Here is a 15,883-nt window from a genome sequence, read left to right as displayed (position 1 = left end):
TCCGAGTACCATTACTCCCCACCACTGGGACGCAAGCGTTCACGCCAAGATGGAGAACTACCTTCTGAGGAACCAGTACCGGAGGATGAACCACTAGATGCCGGTGCGGAAGAACGACGACGGGGTTGGGGAGAGGTGGATTCTGGATTAGAATTGCGACGACGGCGACGAGAGCGAGAGGGTGACGAATTCTCGGTTGATTGGCTTGATTGACTTGACTGGTTACTATCATCCATATTGCGGTCAATCCGTCGTCTCCGTCTCCTAGGTCTTTGATTTTGCTCTGTCGTCACCTCCGCCGTCACCGAGGAATTTTCGCTTGATTGCTGATTACGACGACGGCGACGACGACTGGAACGATTTTCGTTAACTTCAACATTAACTTCGCTATTGATGCTATCGTGACGACGACGGCGACGACGACGTGGCACTTCCGCATCATCGTTAGTGTCAACTTGATTGTCTGTGGAGATGGGTCGATTTACTACGCGTATGGGTCTAACCGGTTCAGCTTTAATACTAGCCTTACGTCCCTGGAGTTTGGGTAATTCGGGAAACTTCTCAATCGGCAGGTCTGCTGTTGCTTTGGACATGAATTGCTGCCAAGTATAGGCGGCTGTGGCACTACTTCCGTGGGTGGGACGATTGTTATCGTTTCCTAACCAAACCCCCGTCACTACTTGAGGGATGTAACCAACGAACCAGAGGTCGCGGGCTTTATCGGTAGTACCTGTTTTCCCAGCAACAGCACGTCTATCTAGACTAGCTGGACTTCCGGTTCCGGAGGTGACGACACTGCGCAGCATCCAGGTCATAATGGCAGCACTATCGGAGTCGAGAACCCGTCTGGGTTGATACTGGGCTTGCCATAGTACATTTCCCTGACGGTTAAGAATTCTGCTGATACCGTGGGCTTCGGTGTGTAAACCTTCGTTGGCGAAGCTGCCATAGGCGCTGGTGAGTTCTAGTAAATTGACCTCATTGGAACCCAAGGCAAGGGAATAGGTGGGTTTGAGGGTAGATTTAATCCCCATATCTTGAGCTAATTTGATTATCGGGTTGAATCCGGTTCTGACCAAGGCTTTAACGGCGATAATATTTACGGATTTAGTTAGGGCATTGCGGATATCCATGCTACCGCGAAATCCCTCGTCAAAGTTTTTCGGTTCATAACCATCAACCACGTAGGGAGCATCAACATAGGTGTCATAGGGACTTTGACCACTGGCGATCGCGGCTGCATAGACAAAGGCTTTGAAGGTGGAACCGGGTTGACGTTGGGCTTGGGTGACGCGGTTAAATTGGTTTTTATCAAAGTCTTTGCCACCGACCATTGCTTTAATTTCACCGGTACGGGGGTTAAGGGAGACTAATGCCCCTTGTTGGAAGCGTTCCCAACGTCCTCGGTTACGGATGGTTTTATTGACTGCGGCTTCAGCGTATTCTTGCCATTTCGGGTCAAGGGTGGTTTCGACGGTTAAGCCTCCAGCAGCTAAAACATCTTGGGGGACTAATTTGGGTAGTTCTTTTTCGATGTAGCTGGTAAAGTAGGGGGCTGTGATTTGGGTGCGTTTTGGTAAACTGGGTTTAAGCACCAATTCTTCGCTAGCTGCGGCTTCCCTTTCACTGGGGGTGATGTAACCATCTTCTAGCATTCGCTGCAACACCAGATTCCGTCGAACTTTCGCAGCTGATGGGTTGCGGTCGGGAGCATAGATACTGGGTGCAGGAGCGAGTCCAGCGATTGTTGCCATTTCCGCTAGGGTTAATTCGTCAACGCTTTTGCTAAAATAGACCCAAGCGGCATCTGCAACTCCGTAGGCTCCCGCGCCTAAATAAACCAGATTGAGATAGCGTTCAAGAATTTCGTCTTTAGTGAGTTCTCGCTCCATTTTTTGAGCCAGACGGATTTCTCGAAGTTTACGGACAACGGTTTTTTCTTGTTTGAGAAACAAAATTCGCGAAAGTTGCTGGGTGATGGTACTACCACCCTCCACCACACCTTGGGAACGGACATTATTGACCACAGCACGGACAATACCTTGATAATCAACCCCATCATGCTGAGTGAAGCGACGGTCTTCGGAGGCAATAAAGGCTTGACGAAGTTTTTCCGGGATTTGGGAAATTGATAGGCGATCGCGTGTTGCAGGTCCTGTTTGTCTGAGAATAGAACCGTCTGCGCCTTTAATGGTCAGGGTTTGTTCGCGAGCAATACTGTTGAGTTCGGCGGTTGGTGGTAATTGTTGATCAATAGACCAAATACCGTAGGAGATTGCGGCTGCACTTCCCCCCAAGCCTAACCATGTCCAAAACCAACGGCGTTGATAAAGGGGTTTAGGATGACCAGGTAGTTTGTTGATGACGGCGGATAATACTGACCCCATCCGTTTCCATACTGATTTTGATGGGGGAGGCTGATCATCAGTTGCGGTATCGCCAGTATTAGTATCAGTATCTGGAATTAACTCCGTATTGGTAGAAAATTCCGGATTTTCGTTTTGGGTATCCCGATCAGTGATGGGAACTGATTTATCTTGAAACCAGGAGTTAAACTTAACCACAGTTCGCTCCAGCACCACGAAGAAGTTGCAATCCGAACATCATTTGGCTTGATATCTGGGAATTTCTAAATTTGTAAATTGTATAATCCTGATTGACCTTATGAAAAATTTCTCTAAATTTTACAGCGACTTATGGGAAGGACAACGTAACACCGTCATTGCGTAGACGCGTTGCGGATCGACCGCAGGGTTGTAAGGAGGCAATCCCAAACATCTGATTTCTCATCACAAGTGGGTAGATCCTAATTTTATTTTGGTTGTTGAATGTTATCGGATAACTCTCAACCTTCCACAAGTCACAATCAGGACTTCCTACGTAATCTTAACCAACCATCAAAATTACGTGCAAGCAAACCGGATATCAGTATAACATTATGAACTTACCTGTATGTATCCGCTAAATACTTATCGATAAATTTAAACTTTAACCAATATTTTCCGATGGAGTCAATCCAAAACTTGTACTATGAGTTTCCCAGTAACAGCAGCGATCGCTCTCGGCAGCAATTTAGGTGATTCCTTAGATATACTGCACCAAGCCGTTACCACCCTTGCCGAAACTCCGGGAATCGAGTTGGAAAAAGTATCCAGCTGGTATCGTACCAAAGCCGTTGGTCCAGTTCAACCCGACTATGTGAACGCTTGTGCCATTCTTCAAGTACAGATGATACCACTGATGCTTCTAGAAACTTTGTTAAAAATTGAAAATAAATTTGGCCGAGTTCGTACTGAAAAATGGGGAGCTAGAACCCTAGATTTAGATTTACTACTATACGACAACCAAATCATTCAGACACCGAACCTGGAAGTTCCCCATCCCCGTATGGGCGATCGCGCTTTTGTTTTGGTTCCCCTAGCCGAAATCGCTCCCGATTGGATTGAACCTGTTTCCGGTTTATCAATTTTGCAGTTAAGTCAGTCTGTTGATCAATCGGATGTACATTTGTTGGCTGATTGGAAGGGGAGGAGGGAGTAGTGATACCTATTTGAAAAAAGAAGGCGACAGATCAATACAGATCATACAGATCAATGTTGAAGAGAGGTAGCAATGCTACGTCTCTTGTCTTGTTCTGAATGTGTTGTAAACATTTTTTGAATCGGTATGAGTAGGAAATAGCCATAATGTTTAAGGATTACAGCATAACCTAATTCCTCCCTAGTGGTCTGTCCCATCAATTTTGATGAGTAAAGAAAGGCACGTAGTAGCGCTAGTCTATGACAACCCTGCGGGTATAGCACCTTTATAGTACAATACAGTTCAGTTAGACTTAAAAGCCTGATTATTGGTTAGGTTGGGTTGAAGAATGTAGAGGCAGTAGCCCTGGTGGAATGCGTCCCCACGCGGAGCATAGGGACGAGATAAACGAATTCATTTTCCTTCTACTCCCTACTCCCTGGGAATTTTAGGGTTTTGTGGGAAATGCGGGTTACTCCTCAAAATCTACCAACCCCAGCTACCGGGAACACCTTTAAATGGGCCAACAATATCTTTAGTAATCCAACCACCGTAAAAATTTCCTGGTTGGGGTGTAACTAACTCACCATCAACATAACATGCATCCATGACATGGGCATAGAAAGCAACATGGTTTTGAATTGCCGCAAAAGGTGGTGTGGGATTCGGATAAAACCAACCAGCATTTTGTACCTCTTTGTCTCCAACCCGGATCGTGTAATATCCCGCTCGACCTTTCCATTCGCAAAAACTGGATTGGGGGGTTGCGATTAAATACTCCATCTTAATATCTGCCGGAGGAATATAATAGGAGGGGGGATGGCTAGTTTCCAGTACCCGTATGGCATTAGTCGTATCGGCAATCACTTCCCCATTAAAAATAATTTGAATGTGTTTACTAGTTGGTTCTAGTTTCGGTGGACGGGGATAATCCCATACAGATTCTTGTCCTGGTTGTGGTTCGATACGCTGCGGTCGCATACTGGTAGATTTACCTTTTATCAGTGTGTTGTTACCGTTGGTTTACTCGCAGAAATTTCCTCAAGATGCATATCAAGACCAAAATTCCAGTCAAATTTGAATGATTTTGGTAGTTTTTGATGCGATACGCTCTTGGTGTTTTGCTTTACTGGTTCTAAACCAATAAAATTTCTGTGTAGTAAAAATGCTATCAATATAGGGAACCACCAGAGATAAGGATATCGCAAAACTATCAAAAAAACTTTTTTACCCCAATCGAATACTGTCATCCCATTAGACGTAAATTTGGCTCTTTTGTACATGGTGCGCTCGGTTTTGAACACAGTCTATGATTTGCCTGATTTTCAGGGATTTCAGGCACTTGTAGTTTGAATTCGTGCCGATGCTAGAGATGGTCATAATAGCTCTAATGCCACCCTAGCAAAGCTCCAAAAATAATTGGTTACTTTGTATTCCTAACTTCGGAAGCTCCCTCGGTTTTCTCTGAGTGTGTGAAAAACTACCGGAAATTACCTGGTTTCAATTTGGTCGCAGATTGGGGTCGAGTCTGATTGGGTTGTAATCTAACAGCATTACGTAGACCTGTAGCCGTACCACCATCTTCCCGTGCTAGATAGGGTTTGAGGTTAATTGCAGTTCTGGAATTAGATGCTTGCGGTCTTCTTCCTCCAAGAATAGACCGACCCATGTTGTAGATATTCTCTACTTGATTACCACTCGTAGTATAGGTATTGACACCAAAGGTTTGTTGACCACTGTCGGCAGTAACTAGATTCTCAAATACGCTGTTACGAACAATAAACGGGTCTCTGTCGGGTGGAACCGTGAGGACAATCCGACAACTGGGATTTGCTTCCGTCGTGACACACAGGATATTGTGACGATTTTCAACGGCGGTTTGTAGTTCTAATAATCCATCGGGACGATATAATTCTAAACGTTGGGCTATGGTCAAACAACGTCTTTGGGCATCCCAACCACCACCTAATGCGCGGGGAGTAGCCCAAGGGAAAAATTGACCCGGTTGGCTACGGGGTTGGTACATAACTGTGTATTGACCGTTATGGAACTGACAGGTGAATCGCTCCGCAGTTTGTACCGTAGAACCTGTGGATGGATTGGTTGTACCGGTGGGAAGTGTGGAAGAATTTCCCCCCGTCGGGACGACAAAATCGTCATTGGATTGGGCTAAGGCAGCATTACCAACTAATAGTGATAAACTTAAACCGCCTAATACCAATAATTTTATGGGTTGTGCCATAGATATACGCTCTCTGTAAGAACACTAGGGTCTATTTAGGCTGGTTGACGAAATTTCTCAGATTTTGATTCATTTCCTCCTTGAAAGTGAGTCGGGAGTCGGGAGTGGGAAAAACGACTTCCTATTGTTTACAGTTTAAGTCTGTATCGCAGTTTTCAAGGGGCTTTGAGATAATATTTGAAAGAACAATCGATCAGAACCTCGTTATTGATCAAGAAATAGTGCAAAAATTAACTTAATACTGGGTTTCCTTGTCGTTTAAAATCGTATGCTGGATAGCGATCGCCTAAAAACTGAGCTTGTATTATTGCATTAAAAGTCAAACATAAACTTTTGACGAAACAATTCGACTTTCCACATCTAGTGTAAAGTCATAGGTATTTAAAAAATCAGGTCGCCTTTGTAGAATAGCTAGTTCAGCTATCCTTGTTTTACCAGAACCTGTAGGGGTACAAAGCGCAAATGATTCTGCTGTTGCTAGTCGCTCAATTCCACAAATTTGAGAACGCCATGCTAAAGTTTTACACTTTGTGGTTCTCGATTTAGTGTGACGGTGTGCATCTTCTACTCCCGCTCCTTCTTCGGACACTTCTTGCGGTCTTTGCGACAGGCTTTGGTTTGTTTGATGATTTCTTTGACTTTAGTCTGGACTTCTATGTGTTTTTTTACACCCTCGTAGCCATAACGGTTGTAACCGTTTTCTACAATCATTGCCTCTAAATACTTCACGCGATCGCGTCCTCCAGGGTGGGATGATGCCCATTCTGGGGGTGTGTTTTTTTGTTCTTTTTCTAGGGTTGCCATCAGGTTGCGTAGACCATCGGCTGCGTAACCTGAAGCGACAATTAATCTGGTACCGAGTACGTCAGCTTGTCGTTCCATGTCCCGACTGTAGGAGAGGGAAAATAATTGTCCGACGGTTCCTCCTAGTGGTAAATACTGAGTTAAATTCGAGATTAAGTTACCTTGAGTGACGAGTTGAAATCCGTGGGAGAGGACAACGTGGGCTAGTTCATGACCGATAAGTCCAGCTAATTCGGCTTCGGAATTGGCTTTATCAATGGCTCCAGCATTAATAAAAATTTTACCCCCTGGCAGGGCAAAGGCGTTAAGTTCCGGTTCGGGAAGGACGAAAAACTCGTATTTAAATTCTTTGCGTCCGGCTACTTGGGCTAATTTTTGACCAATTTCGTTGACATAGTTGACCACTGTTTCATCTTTGACCAGGTTAAGTTGTCTTTGAGCCTGTTTTGCAACCGATTCACCGATGGATTCTTCCCCTTGGAGCAACAGTAAGGTGGAATCTAACGCCGAAAATGGACCCAGTAAACTTCCCGTCACTGCATAGCCAATAGCACCAGTGATGATGTTGGCGATCGCATTTCCGCGAATTTCACGACGAATGTGGGATTTATACCGTCTGAGGTTATCGTCCGCTAATTGGATGAATTCCGGTGCAAGGGGGTCTTGGGGATACAAAATCGCATATTGACGGGCTGCAAGGGAAGCTTCCATGTATTTTTTCGCACTTGCTAGGGCTTCTACCCGTGCTTTCACTAATTCCGGTTGCTGGGGATATCGGGTGGTTCCCTGTTCTAGGATACGCAGTGCTTCTTTTTCCTGACCGTATTCCCGTAGTGCTTGAGCGTAACGAATATAACCAGGAATAAATTCGGGAACTTCTTCCACCAACAACTTGAGGGGTATTAAAACGCGGGTTTGTAATTTTGCAGCCATTCCCGCTTCCGCTTCTCGCCAATATACCCTACCCCGTGGTGGTAATTGTTCTGGGTCGGTAATTGCTGGTTGACGATTTTCCACCGTTGCAGTGGTGTTAGCAAAAGGTTCTTTCAACTGACGGTAGATTTTTTCTGCTTCTGCGACATTTCCTGCTAAAAATAGCTTGTCAGCAGCAATAAACTGCTCTCTTCGTGCAATTTCCTCCGGTGTGAGGGGATTGCCTTCCTCTTGACTTCCACTCACTGAAGTTTCGGGATTTTCCGGTTCTTTCGTTTCTGATGGTTTATTTTCGGGATTTTTGGCTTCCGTGGCTTGATTATCCGTGGTTGGTTCTGTTTTAATCTGAATATCTTCACTGACAACTAAAGGCGTGGGAAATTGGTGATTAACTGTTACCTCCGCATTACCAGTAGAGATATTTGGATTTTTTCCTTGCTTGTAAATAGGGGGTGGGGAATGGGGAGTGGGGAGTGGGAATGAGCTATTATTTTCAGATTTGGTTGTGTACAAACCTTCATGGGAAGCTGTTTTTAAATCCGATAGATCCGACGGGGAACTACTTTCCATCCCAACTTCCCCACCCATAGAGGGAACAGATTCCAGCGCAGGTGAAACCCGCACTTGCGTCAAGACAACTAAAATCGACGTTCCCATCGACAACAGCAACCAAGTGAGTGCAAGGAACCAAGACTTCCATCTACCTTTCATAGCAGCACGGGTGACAACAGCGACGACCAATTAATCTACTTCAACAGCAAAATTGCCAGAACTGTAAGATTAATCCTATCTTTAATGTAGGAGTAAATACCAAAATCGCAAACACCAGGATCTAAATTCTCGATAAATCTAGACATTTACTTTATATATGGGACGTACACGCTCAAAATCCGACCTACCAACAAAAATATGTCCCGTATGCGATCGCCCTTTTACATGGCGAAAAAAATGGGCTGATTGCTGGGATGACGTAAAATACTGCTCTGAACGCTGTCGCAGAAGACGTTCCCAAGCGAACGAGAAAGGTAATGGGGAATGATGAGGGTAATTTTGGGGAGGGGTTGGAGTGAGTTTGATAAACCTCACATCTACCTATCATCTTCATGGATAATTTTTTTGCGCTCCAGGGATTTACCAAAGTATTTCCAAATTAGCAAACCAATAATGACACTGAAAATTAAACTTGCGAAAAAAGACATGAAAAAATTTTCCGGTTTAATCCCGTTAATTCCTTTATCCTCATTATGTTCTGGAAGTGCTACTTGAATACTAGATGCAACATTCCCCCCGACCGCAATTCCCGTACTTAGTGCAAAAATCAGCACCTGTTCCTCCCGCTCCCGTTTAGTTTGCTCAATTGCCACTTGTCCACGGATAGATGCGATCGCTTTATCAATTAAACTAAATCCATGATGGAAGTATTGTAACTCGGCACTTATCTCTTCTTGAAAAGAAAGACTAGTTTGTTCTGTAAAAAAACTTAGAAAGCTCAGGTCTTCTCCGGGAGATATACTCTGCACTTCTTGGAGTTTATCTGTATAATCACGGGTATAAATCAGGATAATGTTTTGATATTTTTCTAACCTGCGCAGCATCTCTGCATACTTAAGTCCGATTTCTGGTAATGAAATTAATTTTTCTTGAAAATATTCAAGTTTTTTTTTCATTCATTGAGTTATTGTTATCAAGTAGACTTTTGACCTCTGACTCTAACTGGTATTACAAAACAAAGGTATAGATGAAAACATCTGTATAATTGGTATTTCACTTATATCCATCACCCCCATTTCTCACAAAATCCAAAAACTCACAGGGAATAGTCTGTGACAGGAGTAGTAGAAGGAAAATCAATCCGTTGCTCAAGGCTGACAACTTACTCGCTCAAAATCCAGGATCAATTGATCACCCCTTCCAGTGAAGGAAAAATGGGCTGATTTTTGGGATAAAGTCAATATTGCTTTGAACGCTGTTATAGAAGGCTGCTCAAGCCAAGCAGAAAACAAACGGGGGATGAGAAGGGGAGATTATGCGATCGCTGGCTTCAAAGTCAGTTAGACTACAGAATATTAGCGATTTTGCCAATAAAAAATATATACATCAACAAAAATATTAAACCCTCCCACCGGGAAACATTTTTATCTTGAGTTAAAAGATAGAATAATAAAGCCGCAACACAGTAAATCGGTAGGGGAAATCTTAATACTTCGGGTGTCACAATTAAAGTCCCAAAAAAAGAAGCCACTCCAGAAATTGCTAAACCATTAAAAATACAAGAACCAAGTATATTACCAATCGCAATTTCCCCCTTACCCTGACGAGAAGCGGTTGCACTGACAACAGTTTCCGGTAACGTTGTACCAAAGGAAAGTAAAGTCACAGAAACAATTGCTTTGCTGATACTCATAATCTCAGCCAGCTTTTCTAAAGAAATAATTGTGTATCTTGCTCCCAGATAGATAAATATTCCGCCCAGAGTTACAATCAGCACATCCTGAATGCGAATATTGCCCTTTCTCCCTTCGGCTTTCACATTTTCATCTAGCAAAATATCTATTGGTGTACTACCATCCTTCAGAAGATAAAACACATAGATACAATAGGCGACAAGACAAATTATTCCTTCCCCTACCGTAATCTTGCCATCATACATTGTGAGTACCACAATAAATACAGTGGCCATTAAGAAATTGAGGTCGATAAATATATATTGATCACCCAATTGAATTGCCGCTCTGGTAAACAAGCTAGCAATCCCAAGCACAAAAAATAAATTAGAAATACTGGAGCCAATTACATTACCAGGAACTATTTCCGATACTTGTTGACTAACCGCAATCACGGAGGAAACTAACTCCGGGAGGGAAGTACCGATAGAAACAATAATTACTCCAATCACAAAAGGAGACATCCCCAAAGCCAAACCAATAATTTCTGCCGCATCCGTAAAAAATCTCGCAGCAGTAATTAAAACTGCCAGACTAACTACGAATATACCTAACCAGATCAATAGGTCCATTTTTTCAAAAGTTCATATTTGAACCGCATGGGTTATGCTACGTTAACCCATCCTACAGTAATTCAACCTACTTGGTTCAAGCTGTCACCAAGCTGTCACATTTATCAGGTATTCGTGTAATTAAAATAAAGGGTAGTGAATAGGGGCTTTTTTCATGTTTGGCTGTGTCCAAATCTCATGGAGGGACTTTCTGGAAAATAGAGAATAGTAATCAGAAGAACTATTTTTATAGTTTGGCTTCGCCGTGAGCGTCAGCCTAACCGCACTACATACAACTACCCCAACCCTTTATAGATAAGTAGGACTTACAAACTCTTTACAGGAAATCAGATGTTTGGGATTGCTACGCAAGCAAGTCGATCCGCTGCGCGAAGAAGTGCAATGACGGTGTTTACGTCGTCCTTGCGTAAGTCCTGGATAATTAGGACAGAGGTGTAATTACCATTACTACTCCCTACTCCCTACTACCTCTATTTTTTCAAGTTAACCAATCGCAGTTGCGGCAATAATTTGGCGAATATCTGCTGGTGTTAAATCCGGATTTGCACTTAACATTAAAGCTGCAACTCCAGATACATATGGTGTAGCCATTGAAGTGCCACTCAGAAACCCATAGGTATCATTTGGTGTTGTGGAATATATATCTTTTCCTGGTGCGACTACGTAATAAAGACTACTATCAGAACCCGCTCGATTACTAAAATCGGCCATATTGTAATTGATATCAATCGCACCAACGGCTATACCCCAGTATTTTGCTAAAGCTGCGGGATAGACAGGTTCTTCCCCACCGTTATTTCCAGCTGCCATCACGACAATCGCACCACGTTCGGTCGCATATTTGACTGCGGCTTCCACCTCCGGACTATATCCTCCCGTTGTCAGACTGAGGTTAATCACATCTGCTCCATTATCCGCAGCATAAATAATTCCTTTAATAAAATCTTTCTGGGTTCCCCGACCATTTGCATCAAAGACGCGAATAGGCATAATTTTGGCATTGTAAGCAACTCCAACCATACCATAACCATTTGCTTCTGCGGCAATAATGCCAGCGACGTGGGTTCCGTGGGTTTCCTCATCCATCGGATTGTAGTCATTACCGACAAAATCCCAACCAATCAAGTCATCGATATATCCGTTGCCATCATTGTCGATACCGTCCCCAAAAATTTCACCAGTATTAATCCAGATATTGTCATCTAAATCTGGGTGGGTAAAATCAACCCCACTATCAATCACTGCTACTACCACACCTTCACCTGTGTATCCCTGTGTCCAAACTTCGGGGACACTGATTGCATCTAATCCCCAGGTGTATATGTTGCTGTGGTTGGGAATGTCGCTGAAGCGGGGTAAACCTATGGCTGTAGCAACTGCATTTGCTGCATCAATTAAACCATCACCATAGACTGGACTGAAGTTGTAAGACTGGGTGGTGTAGGTCGGTTGGGGATTGGAGGTGGAACTGAGGGGGGAAGAGGTGAAATGAAGGTTCGGATTTGGTATTTCCATATCGATTGTGACTTCTGGGGAGGGAAAATCGATCTGGAGGTTAGGAAACCAATAATCAAAATCCGTTTGGTTTTCCCCAGTGAAAGTTAGTTGGTAGTGACTACTGAGTTGATTGATGATGGTTTCGTCACAGGAATCGATCTGAATATCATGATTAGGAGTAATTGAATCAGTGATTACATTTGCGACATCAGTATCTAAACTGCTAGAAAGGCGATAAAAAGGATTGATGCTGCTATTGACTTTCAGGGTGTTGGTGAATAAAGATACTGGTGATGTGATCAGGTGATCTGTGGTTAATTGGTGTGTAAAACCGTTGGGGAGATGCATCAAATTGTAGTTTTCCAGCATAATTTGGGGCAGTTTGGTCAGAAATCGTCTGAAGGATATATATTCCTAAGACATGGAACTGATGCAAAATTACGCCAGGGTTGGTTGATATATTTCCCTTTTGGTTTGTTGAGTATGTAAAGTAAACTGCAAACAAAATGTAAACTAAAACTGCTTTCGGTGTGGTGATTCTGATAAGTTAGTAAAATCGCCTTCTGTGATACCTATTTGCTGTTTATCTTTTGTTATTGATTAATATGGCGCTGATAGTTCAAAAGTACGGTGGGACTTCTGTTGGTTCGGTGGAACGCATTCAAGCGGTTGCGCAGCGCGTGTGTAAAAGTGTGAATGCAGGTAACTCCTTGGTGGTTGTGGTTTCGGCGATGGGGAAAACTACCGATGGACTGGTAAAATTGGCCTACGAAATTTCGCCGACTCCTAATCGCCGGGAAATGGATATGCTGCTGTCAACTGGGGAACAGGTAACTATTGCCTTGTTGAGTATGGCTTTACAGGAGTGTGGACAAGCGGCGATTTCGATGACTGGGGCGCAGGTAGGAATTGTTACAGAAGCTACCCATACAAAGGCGCGGATTTTGCAAATTAGTACCGAACGGATTCAGCAACACCTCCAAGAGGGTAAAGTGGTGGTGGTTGCTGGTTTTCAAGGCATCAGTAGTACCGCAAATTTGGAAATTACCACCTTGGGTCGGGGGGGTTCGGATACCTCCGCGGTGGCTTTAGCGGCGGCTTTAGGAGCAGATTATTGTGAAATTTATACCGATGTTCCGGGGATATTAACTACAGACCCCCGTTTAGTTCCCGAAGCTCAGTTAATGGCAGAAATCACCAGTGATGAGATGCTGGAATTAGCCAGTTTAGGAGCGAAGGTATTACATCCTAGGGCAGTGGAAATTGCTCGTAACTATGGTGTGCCGTTGGTGGTGCGTTCTAGTTGGAGTGATGCACCGGGTACTTGGGTAAGATCAACTCGACCGCCAGAGCGATCGCTGATTAATTTAGAGTTGGCGCGGCCAGTGGATGCGATTGAATTTGATACCAACCAGGCACGGGTGGCGTTACTACGGGTTCCCGACCGTCCAGGGGTTGCTGCTAGTCTGTTTGGGGAAATTTCCCGTCAAAATGTGGATGTGGATTTAATTATTCAATCTATCCATGAAGGTAATACGAATGACATTGCCTTTACCGTCATGACCCCCATATTACCAAAGGCAGAAGCAGTTGCCGCCGCGATCGCACCAGCTTTATCCAATCCAGGGGAACATGGCAGTGACACCGCCGAGGTGATGGTAAAATCGGATATTGCTAAGGTAAGTATTGCCGGGGCAGGAATGATTGGCAGACCCGGTGTAGCAGCGAAAATGTTTGCTACCTTGGCAGAGGCTGGTGTGAATATCCGGATGATTTCCACCAGTGAGGTGAAGGTGAGTTGTGTGGTGGATGTTTGTGATTGCGATCGCGCAGTTAGTGCCCTCTCCCAAGCTTTTGAAATTACTTCTTCTCCCATCCGCTCTGTGGTAGATATTCATCCAGGTAAAAATACTGGCAAACCGCCCGTGCGTGGTGTTGCCCTTGACCAAAATCAAGCCCGCATCGCCATCCGTCATGTTCCCGACAAACCTGGTATGGCTGCCAAGTTATTCGGTTTATTGGCGGAAAAAACCATCAGTGTGGACATGATTATTCAATCACAACGCTGTCATATCATTAACGGTGTACCGACTCGCGATATTGCTTTTACAGTAGCACGGATGGATGCCCTCGCAGCCCAAGAAATGTTAATTACAGCTGGGAAGGAATACGGTTGGGGTGAGGTGGTGTTAGATCAGGAAATTAGTAAAGTAAGTATTGTTGGTGCAGGGATGGTGGGACAACCAGGAGTCGCGGCTAAAATGTTTACAGCCCTGGCACAAAATCAGATTAATATCCAAATGATTGCCACTTCCGAAATTAAAATTAGTTGTGTGGTTTCCCAAAGTGAAGGAGTGAAGGCTTTACAGGTGATTCATGCGGCTTTTGGTTTAGCTGGAAGTGAGAAATTTGTCGTTCCCGCTTAGTACAGCTTTGTATAAGTTCGTAGCGTCATTGAGTCTCCCAAGGTTTTACCGATTAGGTCATTTATTTCGTCACGGATTTACGAAATGCTGTACTTAGAGGTTATGTGAAAAGTTGCTTTTAATACTTAACCAGCTCGTTTTTTGGGAGTGGGGAATAGGGAATTGGGAGTAGCCGTCATGTAATGCTGACATCAGAACCTATAAAAGTTGATTTTTCCCACTCCCGACTCACTTTCAAGTCAGTAGATAAGGACAAATATATTGTTTGAGCTTATTTCCTGTTTCCAAGAAGTGGTGAATAAAGTATTTATTGACACTTTCCAAATATTCTCTAACACCGTTTTATTTTGGTGTTGATACCTGACGGGGATGCAGGGGGATTAAATGTATCAAAATTTTAGTGAAATGGTACTAAGTCGCCATGTAATGCTGACATCAGAACCGTAGATTCCCATAGCGCAGCTTCTTTTGGAGATGAAAGTGGTTTTTTCCCACTCCCCACTCCCAACTCACTTTCAAGCTAGGATTAATCACAAAAATTATGTCTAAGTCTAAAAATATGCGCCGTGATTTTCAAAACCGCGAGGAATTAATTGACTACCTGCGGGAACAATTCCCCGATGCGGTTAGGAATGATGACCATGTGAGTCCCATTCATGGTGGTTATAAAATTGCTCGACAACGTTTGCAAAAGGTCGATCCGGTAAAATATGCCAAAACCCGCAATTTCCTTAACGGTGCGGTGACACGGCTATCCCCCTATTTGCGTCATGGGGTGTTAAGCTTACGAGAAGTGCGGGATTTTGTCCTCGAACGCGTCAACCATGATGACGAGGCGATGAAGTTGATCAATGAATTGGGGTGGCGAGATTATTGGCAACGTTTATATTTTAAATTGGCGGATAAAATTTGGGAAAACCAAGAAGATTATAAAACGGGTTTTGCCAGCAGTGAATATGCCCCAGAATTACCAGATGATATTCGCAACGGGACAACGGGTTTAGTCTGTATCGACGCATTTCGCCAAGAGTTATATACAACAGGATACTTGCATAACCATATACGCATGTGGCTAGCCGCCTATATAGTTCACTGGCGGAGAGTGGCTTGGCAAGCGGGAGCGAGATGGTTTTTAGAGCATTTATTAGATGGAGACCCAGCCAGCAATAATTTATCATGGCAATGGGTCGCCAGCACCTTTAGTCACAAACCCTATTTTTTCAACCGTGAAAATTTACAACGCTACACAGAGGGTCTTTACTGTCAGGGATGTCCATTATTAGGTCAATGCGATTTTGAAGGTAGTTATGAGGAATTAACAATCAAGTTATTTCCCAAGGGGGAATTTCAGAAACAAGATAATAGTCAAAGTTGGCAAAAAGGTAAACGTCGGAAGTAATAGTCGCTGACACAGCAAATATTTCACAAACCAAAATCCCAAATCGC

At 43.8% G+C, this 15,883-nt stretch carries 13 protein-coding genes; 5 read left to right on the top strand and 8 right to left on the bottom strand.

What is annotated here, in order from left to right; all coding sequences use genetic code 11:
* Positions 1-11: 11 nt before the first annotated feature.
* Positions 12-2,564, bottom strand: a complete 2,553-nt coding sequence (locus CDC37_RS12815; protein ID WP_096626167.1) for a transglycosylase domain-containing protein — start codon at positions 2,562-2,564, stop codon at positions 12-14.
* Positions 2,565-3,030: 466 nt separating this feature from the next.
* On the opposite strand from CDC37_RS12815, the gene folK reads away from it, so the two are divergent.
* On the top strand, positions 3,031-3,540 hold the full coding sequence (gene folK, locus CDC37_RS12810) for a 2-amino-4-hydroxy-6-hydroxymethyldihydropteridine diphosphokinase (RefSeq protein ID WP_096622332.1): 510 nt from the start codon (positions 3,031-3,033) through the stop codon (positions 3,538-3,540).
* Between the two features lie 465 nt (positions 3,541-4,005).
* Here folK and CDC37_RS12805 read toward each other — a convergent pair whose 3' ends face one another.
* The 4 genes from CDC37_RS12805 to CDC37_RS12790 all read right to left on the bottom strand — a co-directional run bounded on the left by CDC37_RS12805 (position 4,006) and on the right by CDC37_RS12790 (position 8,239).
* The gene (locus CDC37_RS12805) at positions 4,006-4,500 is read right to left on the bottom strand and encodes a DUF427 domain-containing protein (protein WP_096622331.1); all 495 of its coding nucleotides are present in this window, start codon (positions 4,498-4,500) and stop codon (positions 4,006-4,008) included.
* Between the two features lie 499 nt (positions 4,501-4,999).
* Positions 5,000-5,761: a COP23 domain-containing protein gene (locus CDC37_RS12795; RefSeq protein WP_096622329.1), complete on the bottom strand. Its 762-nt coding sequence runs from the start codon at positions 5,759-5,761 to the stop codon at positions 5,000-5,002.
* Positions 5,762-6,080: 319 nt separating this feature from the next.
* On the bottom strand, positions 6,081-6,350 hold the full coding sequence (locus CDC37_RS24300) for a hypothetical protein (RefSeq protein ID WP_157780735.1): 270 nt from the start codon (positions 6,348-6,350) through the stop codon (positions 6,081-6,083).
* Positions 6,326-8,239 (bottom strand): M48 family metalloprotease, encoded by a 1,914-nt coding sequence (locus tag CDC37_RS12790; protein WP_442861039.1) that lies wholly within the window; start codon positions 8,237-8,239, stop codon positions 6,326-6,328. Before CDC37_RS12790 ends, CDC37_RS24300 begins: the two co-directional genes overlap by 25 nt.
* Positions 8,240-8,366: 127 nt before the next feature.
* On the opposite strand from CDC37_RS12790, the gene CDC37_RS12785 reads away from it, so the two are divergent.
* A complete protein-coding gene (locus tag CDC37_RS12785) occupies positions 8,367-8,537 on the top strand; it encodes a DUF2256 domain-containing protein (RefSeq protein ID WP_096622328.1) in 171 nt (56 codons plus the stop codon).
* Between the two features lie 49 nt (positions 8,538-8,586).
* On the opposite strand, the gene CDC37_RS12780 is transcribed toward CDC37_RS12785, so the two are convergent.
* The gene (locus CDC37_RS12780) at positions 8,587-9,165 is read right to left on the bottom strand and encodes a hypothetical protein (RefSeq protein ID WP_096622326.1); all 579 of its coding nucleotides are present in this window, start codon (positions 9,163-9,165) and stop codon (positions 8,587-8,589) included.
* 247 nt (positions 9,166-9,412) lie between these two features.
* Here CDC37_RS12780 and CDC37_RS24295 point away from each other — a divergent pair, with 247 nt between their 5' ends.
* Positions 9,413-9,553 (top strand): hypothetical protein, encoded by a 141-nt coding sequence (locus tag CDC37_RS24295; protein WP_157780734.1) that lies wholly within the window; start codon positions 9,413-9,415, stop codon positions 9,551-9,553.
* 1 nt (position 9,554) lies between these two features.
* Here the strand turns inward: CDC37_RS24295 and CDC37_RS12775 are convergent, their stop codons facing one another.
* Together CDC37_RS12775 and CDC37_RS12770 are read right to left on the bottom strand one after the other, a co-directional pair.
* Positions 9,555-10,514, bottom strand: a complete 960-nt coding sequence (locus CDC37_RS12775) for a calcium/sodium antiporter (RefSeq protein ID WP_096622325.1) — start codon at positions 10,512-10,514, stop codon at positions 9,555-9,557.
* A gap of 483 nt (positions 10,515-10,997) precedes the next feature.
* Positions 10,998-12,380: a S8 family peptidase gene (locus CDC37_RS12770; RefSeq protein WP_231943049.1), complete on the bottom strand. Its 1,383-nt coding sequence runs from the start codon at positions 12,378-12,380 to the stop codon at positions 10,998-11,000.
* A 236-nt stretch (positions 12,381-12,616) separates the two neighbouring features.
* On the opposite strand from CDC37_RS12770, the gene CDC37_RS12765 reads away from it, so the two are divergent.
* Complete coding sequence (locus CDC37_RS12765; RefSeq protein ID WP_096622323.1) at positions 12,617-14,437, top strand: aspartate kinase; 1,821 nt, start codon at positions 12,617-12,619, stop codon at positions 14,435-14,437.
* Between the two features lie 559 nt (positions 14,438-14,996).
* Positions 14,997-15,836: an FAD-binding domain-containing protein gene (locus tag CDC37_RS12760; RefSeq protein ID WP_096622322.1), complete on the top strand. Its 840-nt coding sequence runs from the start codon at positions 14,997-14,999 to the stop codon at positions 15,834-15,836.
* Positions 15,837-15,883: the final 47 nt, after the last annotated feature.

The sequence above is a fragment of the Calothrix sp. NIES-3974 genome, assembly GCF_002368395.1.
Lineage (GTDB): Bacteria > Cyanobacteriota > Cyanobacteriia > Cyanobacteriales > Nostocaceae > NIES-3974.
This window is presented reverse-complemented; position numbering and strand designations above follow the sequence as displayed.

Bases quoted from the DNA above. Each gene is read 5' to 3' on its own strand.
- CDC37_RS12785 (WP_096622328.1), top strand. From the start codon at position 8,367: ATGGGACGTACACGCTCAAAATCCGACCTACCAACAAAAATATGTCCC.
- CDC37_RS12770 (WP_231943049.1), bottom strand. From the start codon at position 12,380: ATGCTGGAAAACTACAATTTGATGCATCTCCCCAACGGTTTTACACAC.
- CDC37_RS12805 (WP_096622331.1), bottom strand. From the start codon at position 4,500: ATGCGACCGCAGCGTATCGAACCACAACCAGGACAAGAATCTGTATGG.
- CDC37_RS12780 (WP_096622326.1), bottom strand. From the start codon at position 9,165: ATGAAAAAAAAACTTGAATATTTTCAAGAAAAATTAATTTCATTACCA.
- CDC37_RS12760 (WP_096622322.1), top strand. From the start codon at position 14,997: ATGCGCCGTGATTTTCAAAACCGCGAGGAATTAATTGACTACCTGCGG.
- CDC37_RS12775 (WP_096622325.1), bottom strand. From the start codon at position 10,514: ATGGACCTATTGATCTGGTTAGGTATATTCGTAGTTAGTCTGGCAGTT.
- folK (WP_096622332.1), top strand. From the start codon at position 3,031: ATGAGTTTCCCAGTAACAGCAGCGATCGCTCTCGGCAGCAATTTAGGT.
- CDC37_RS12795 (WP_096622329.1), bottom strand. From the start codon at position 5,761: ATGGCACAACCCATAAAATTATTGGTATTAGGCGGTTTAAGTTTATCA.
- CDC37_RS12765 (WP_096622323.1), top strand. From the start codon at position 12,617: ATGGCGCTGATAGTTCAAAAGTACGGTGGGACTTCTGTTGGTTCGGTG.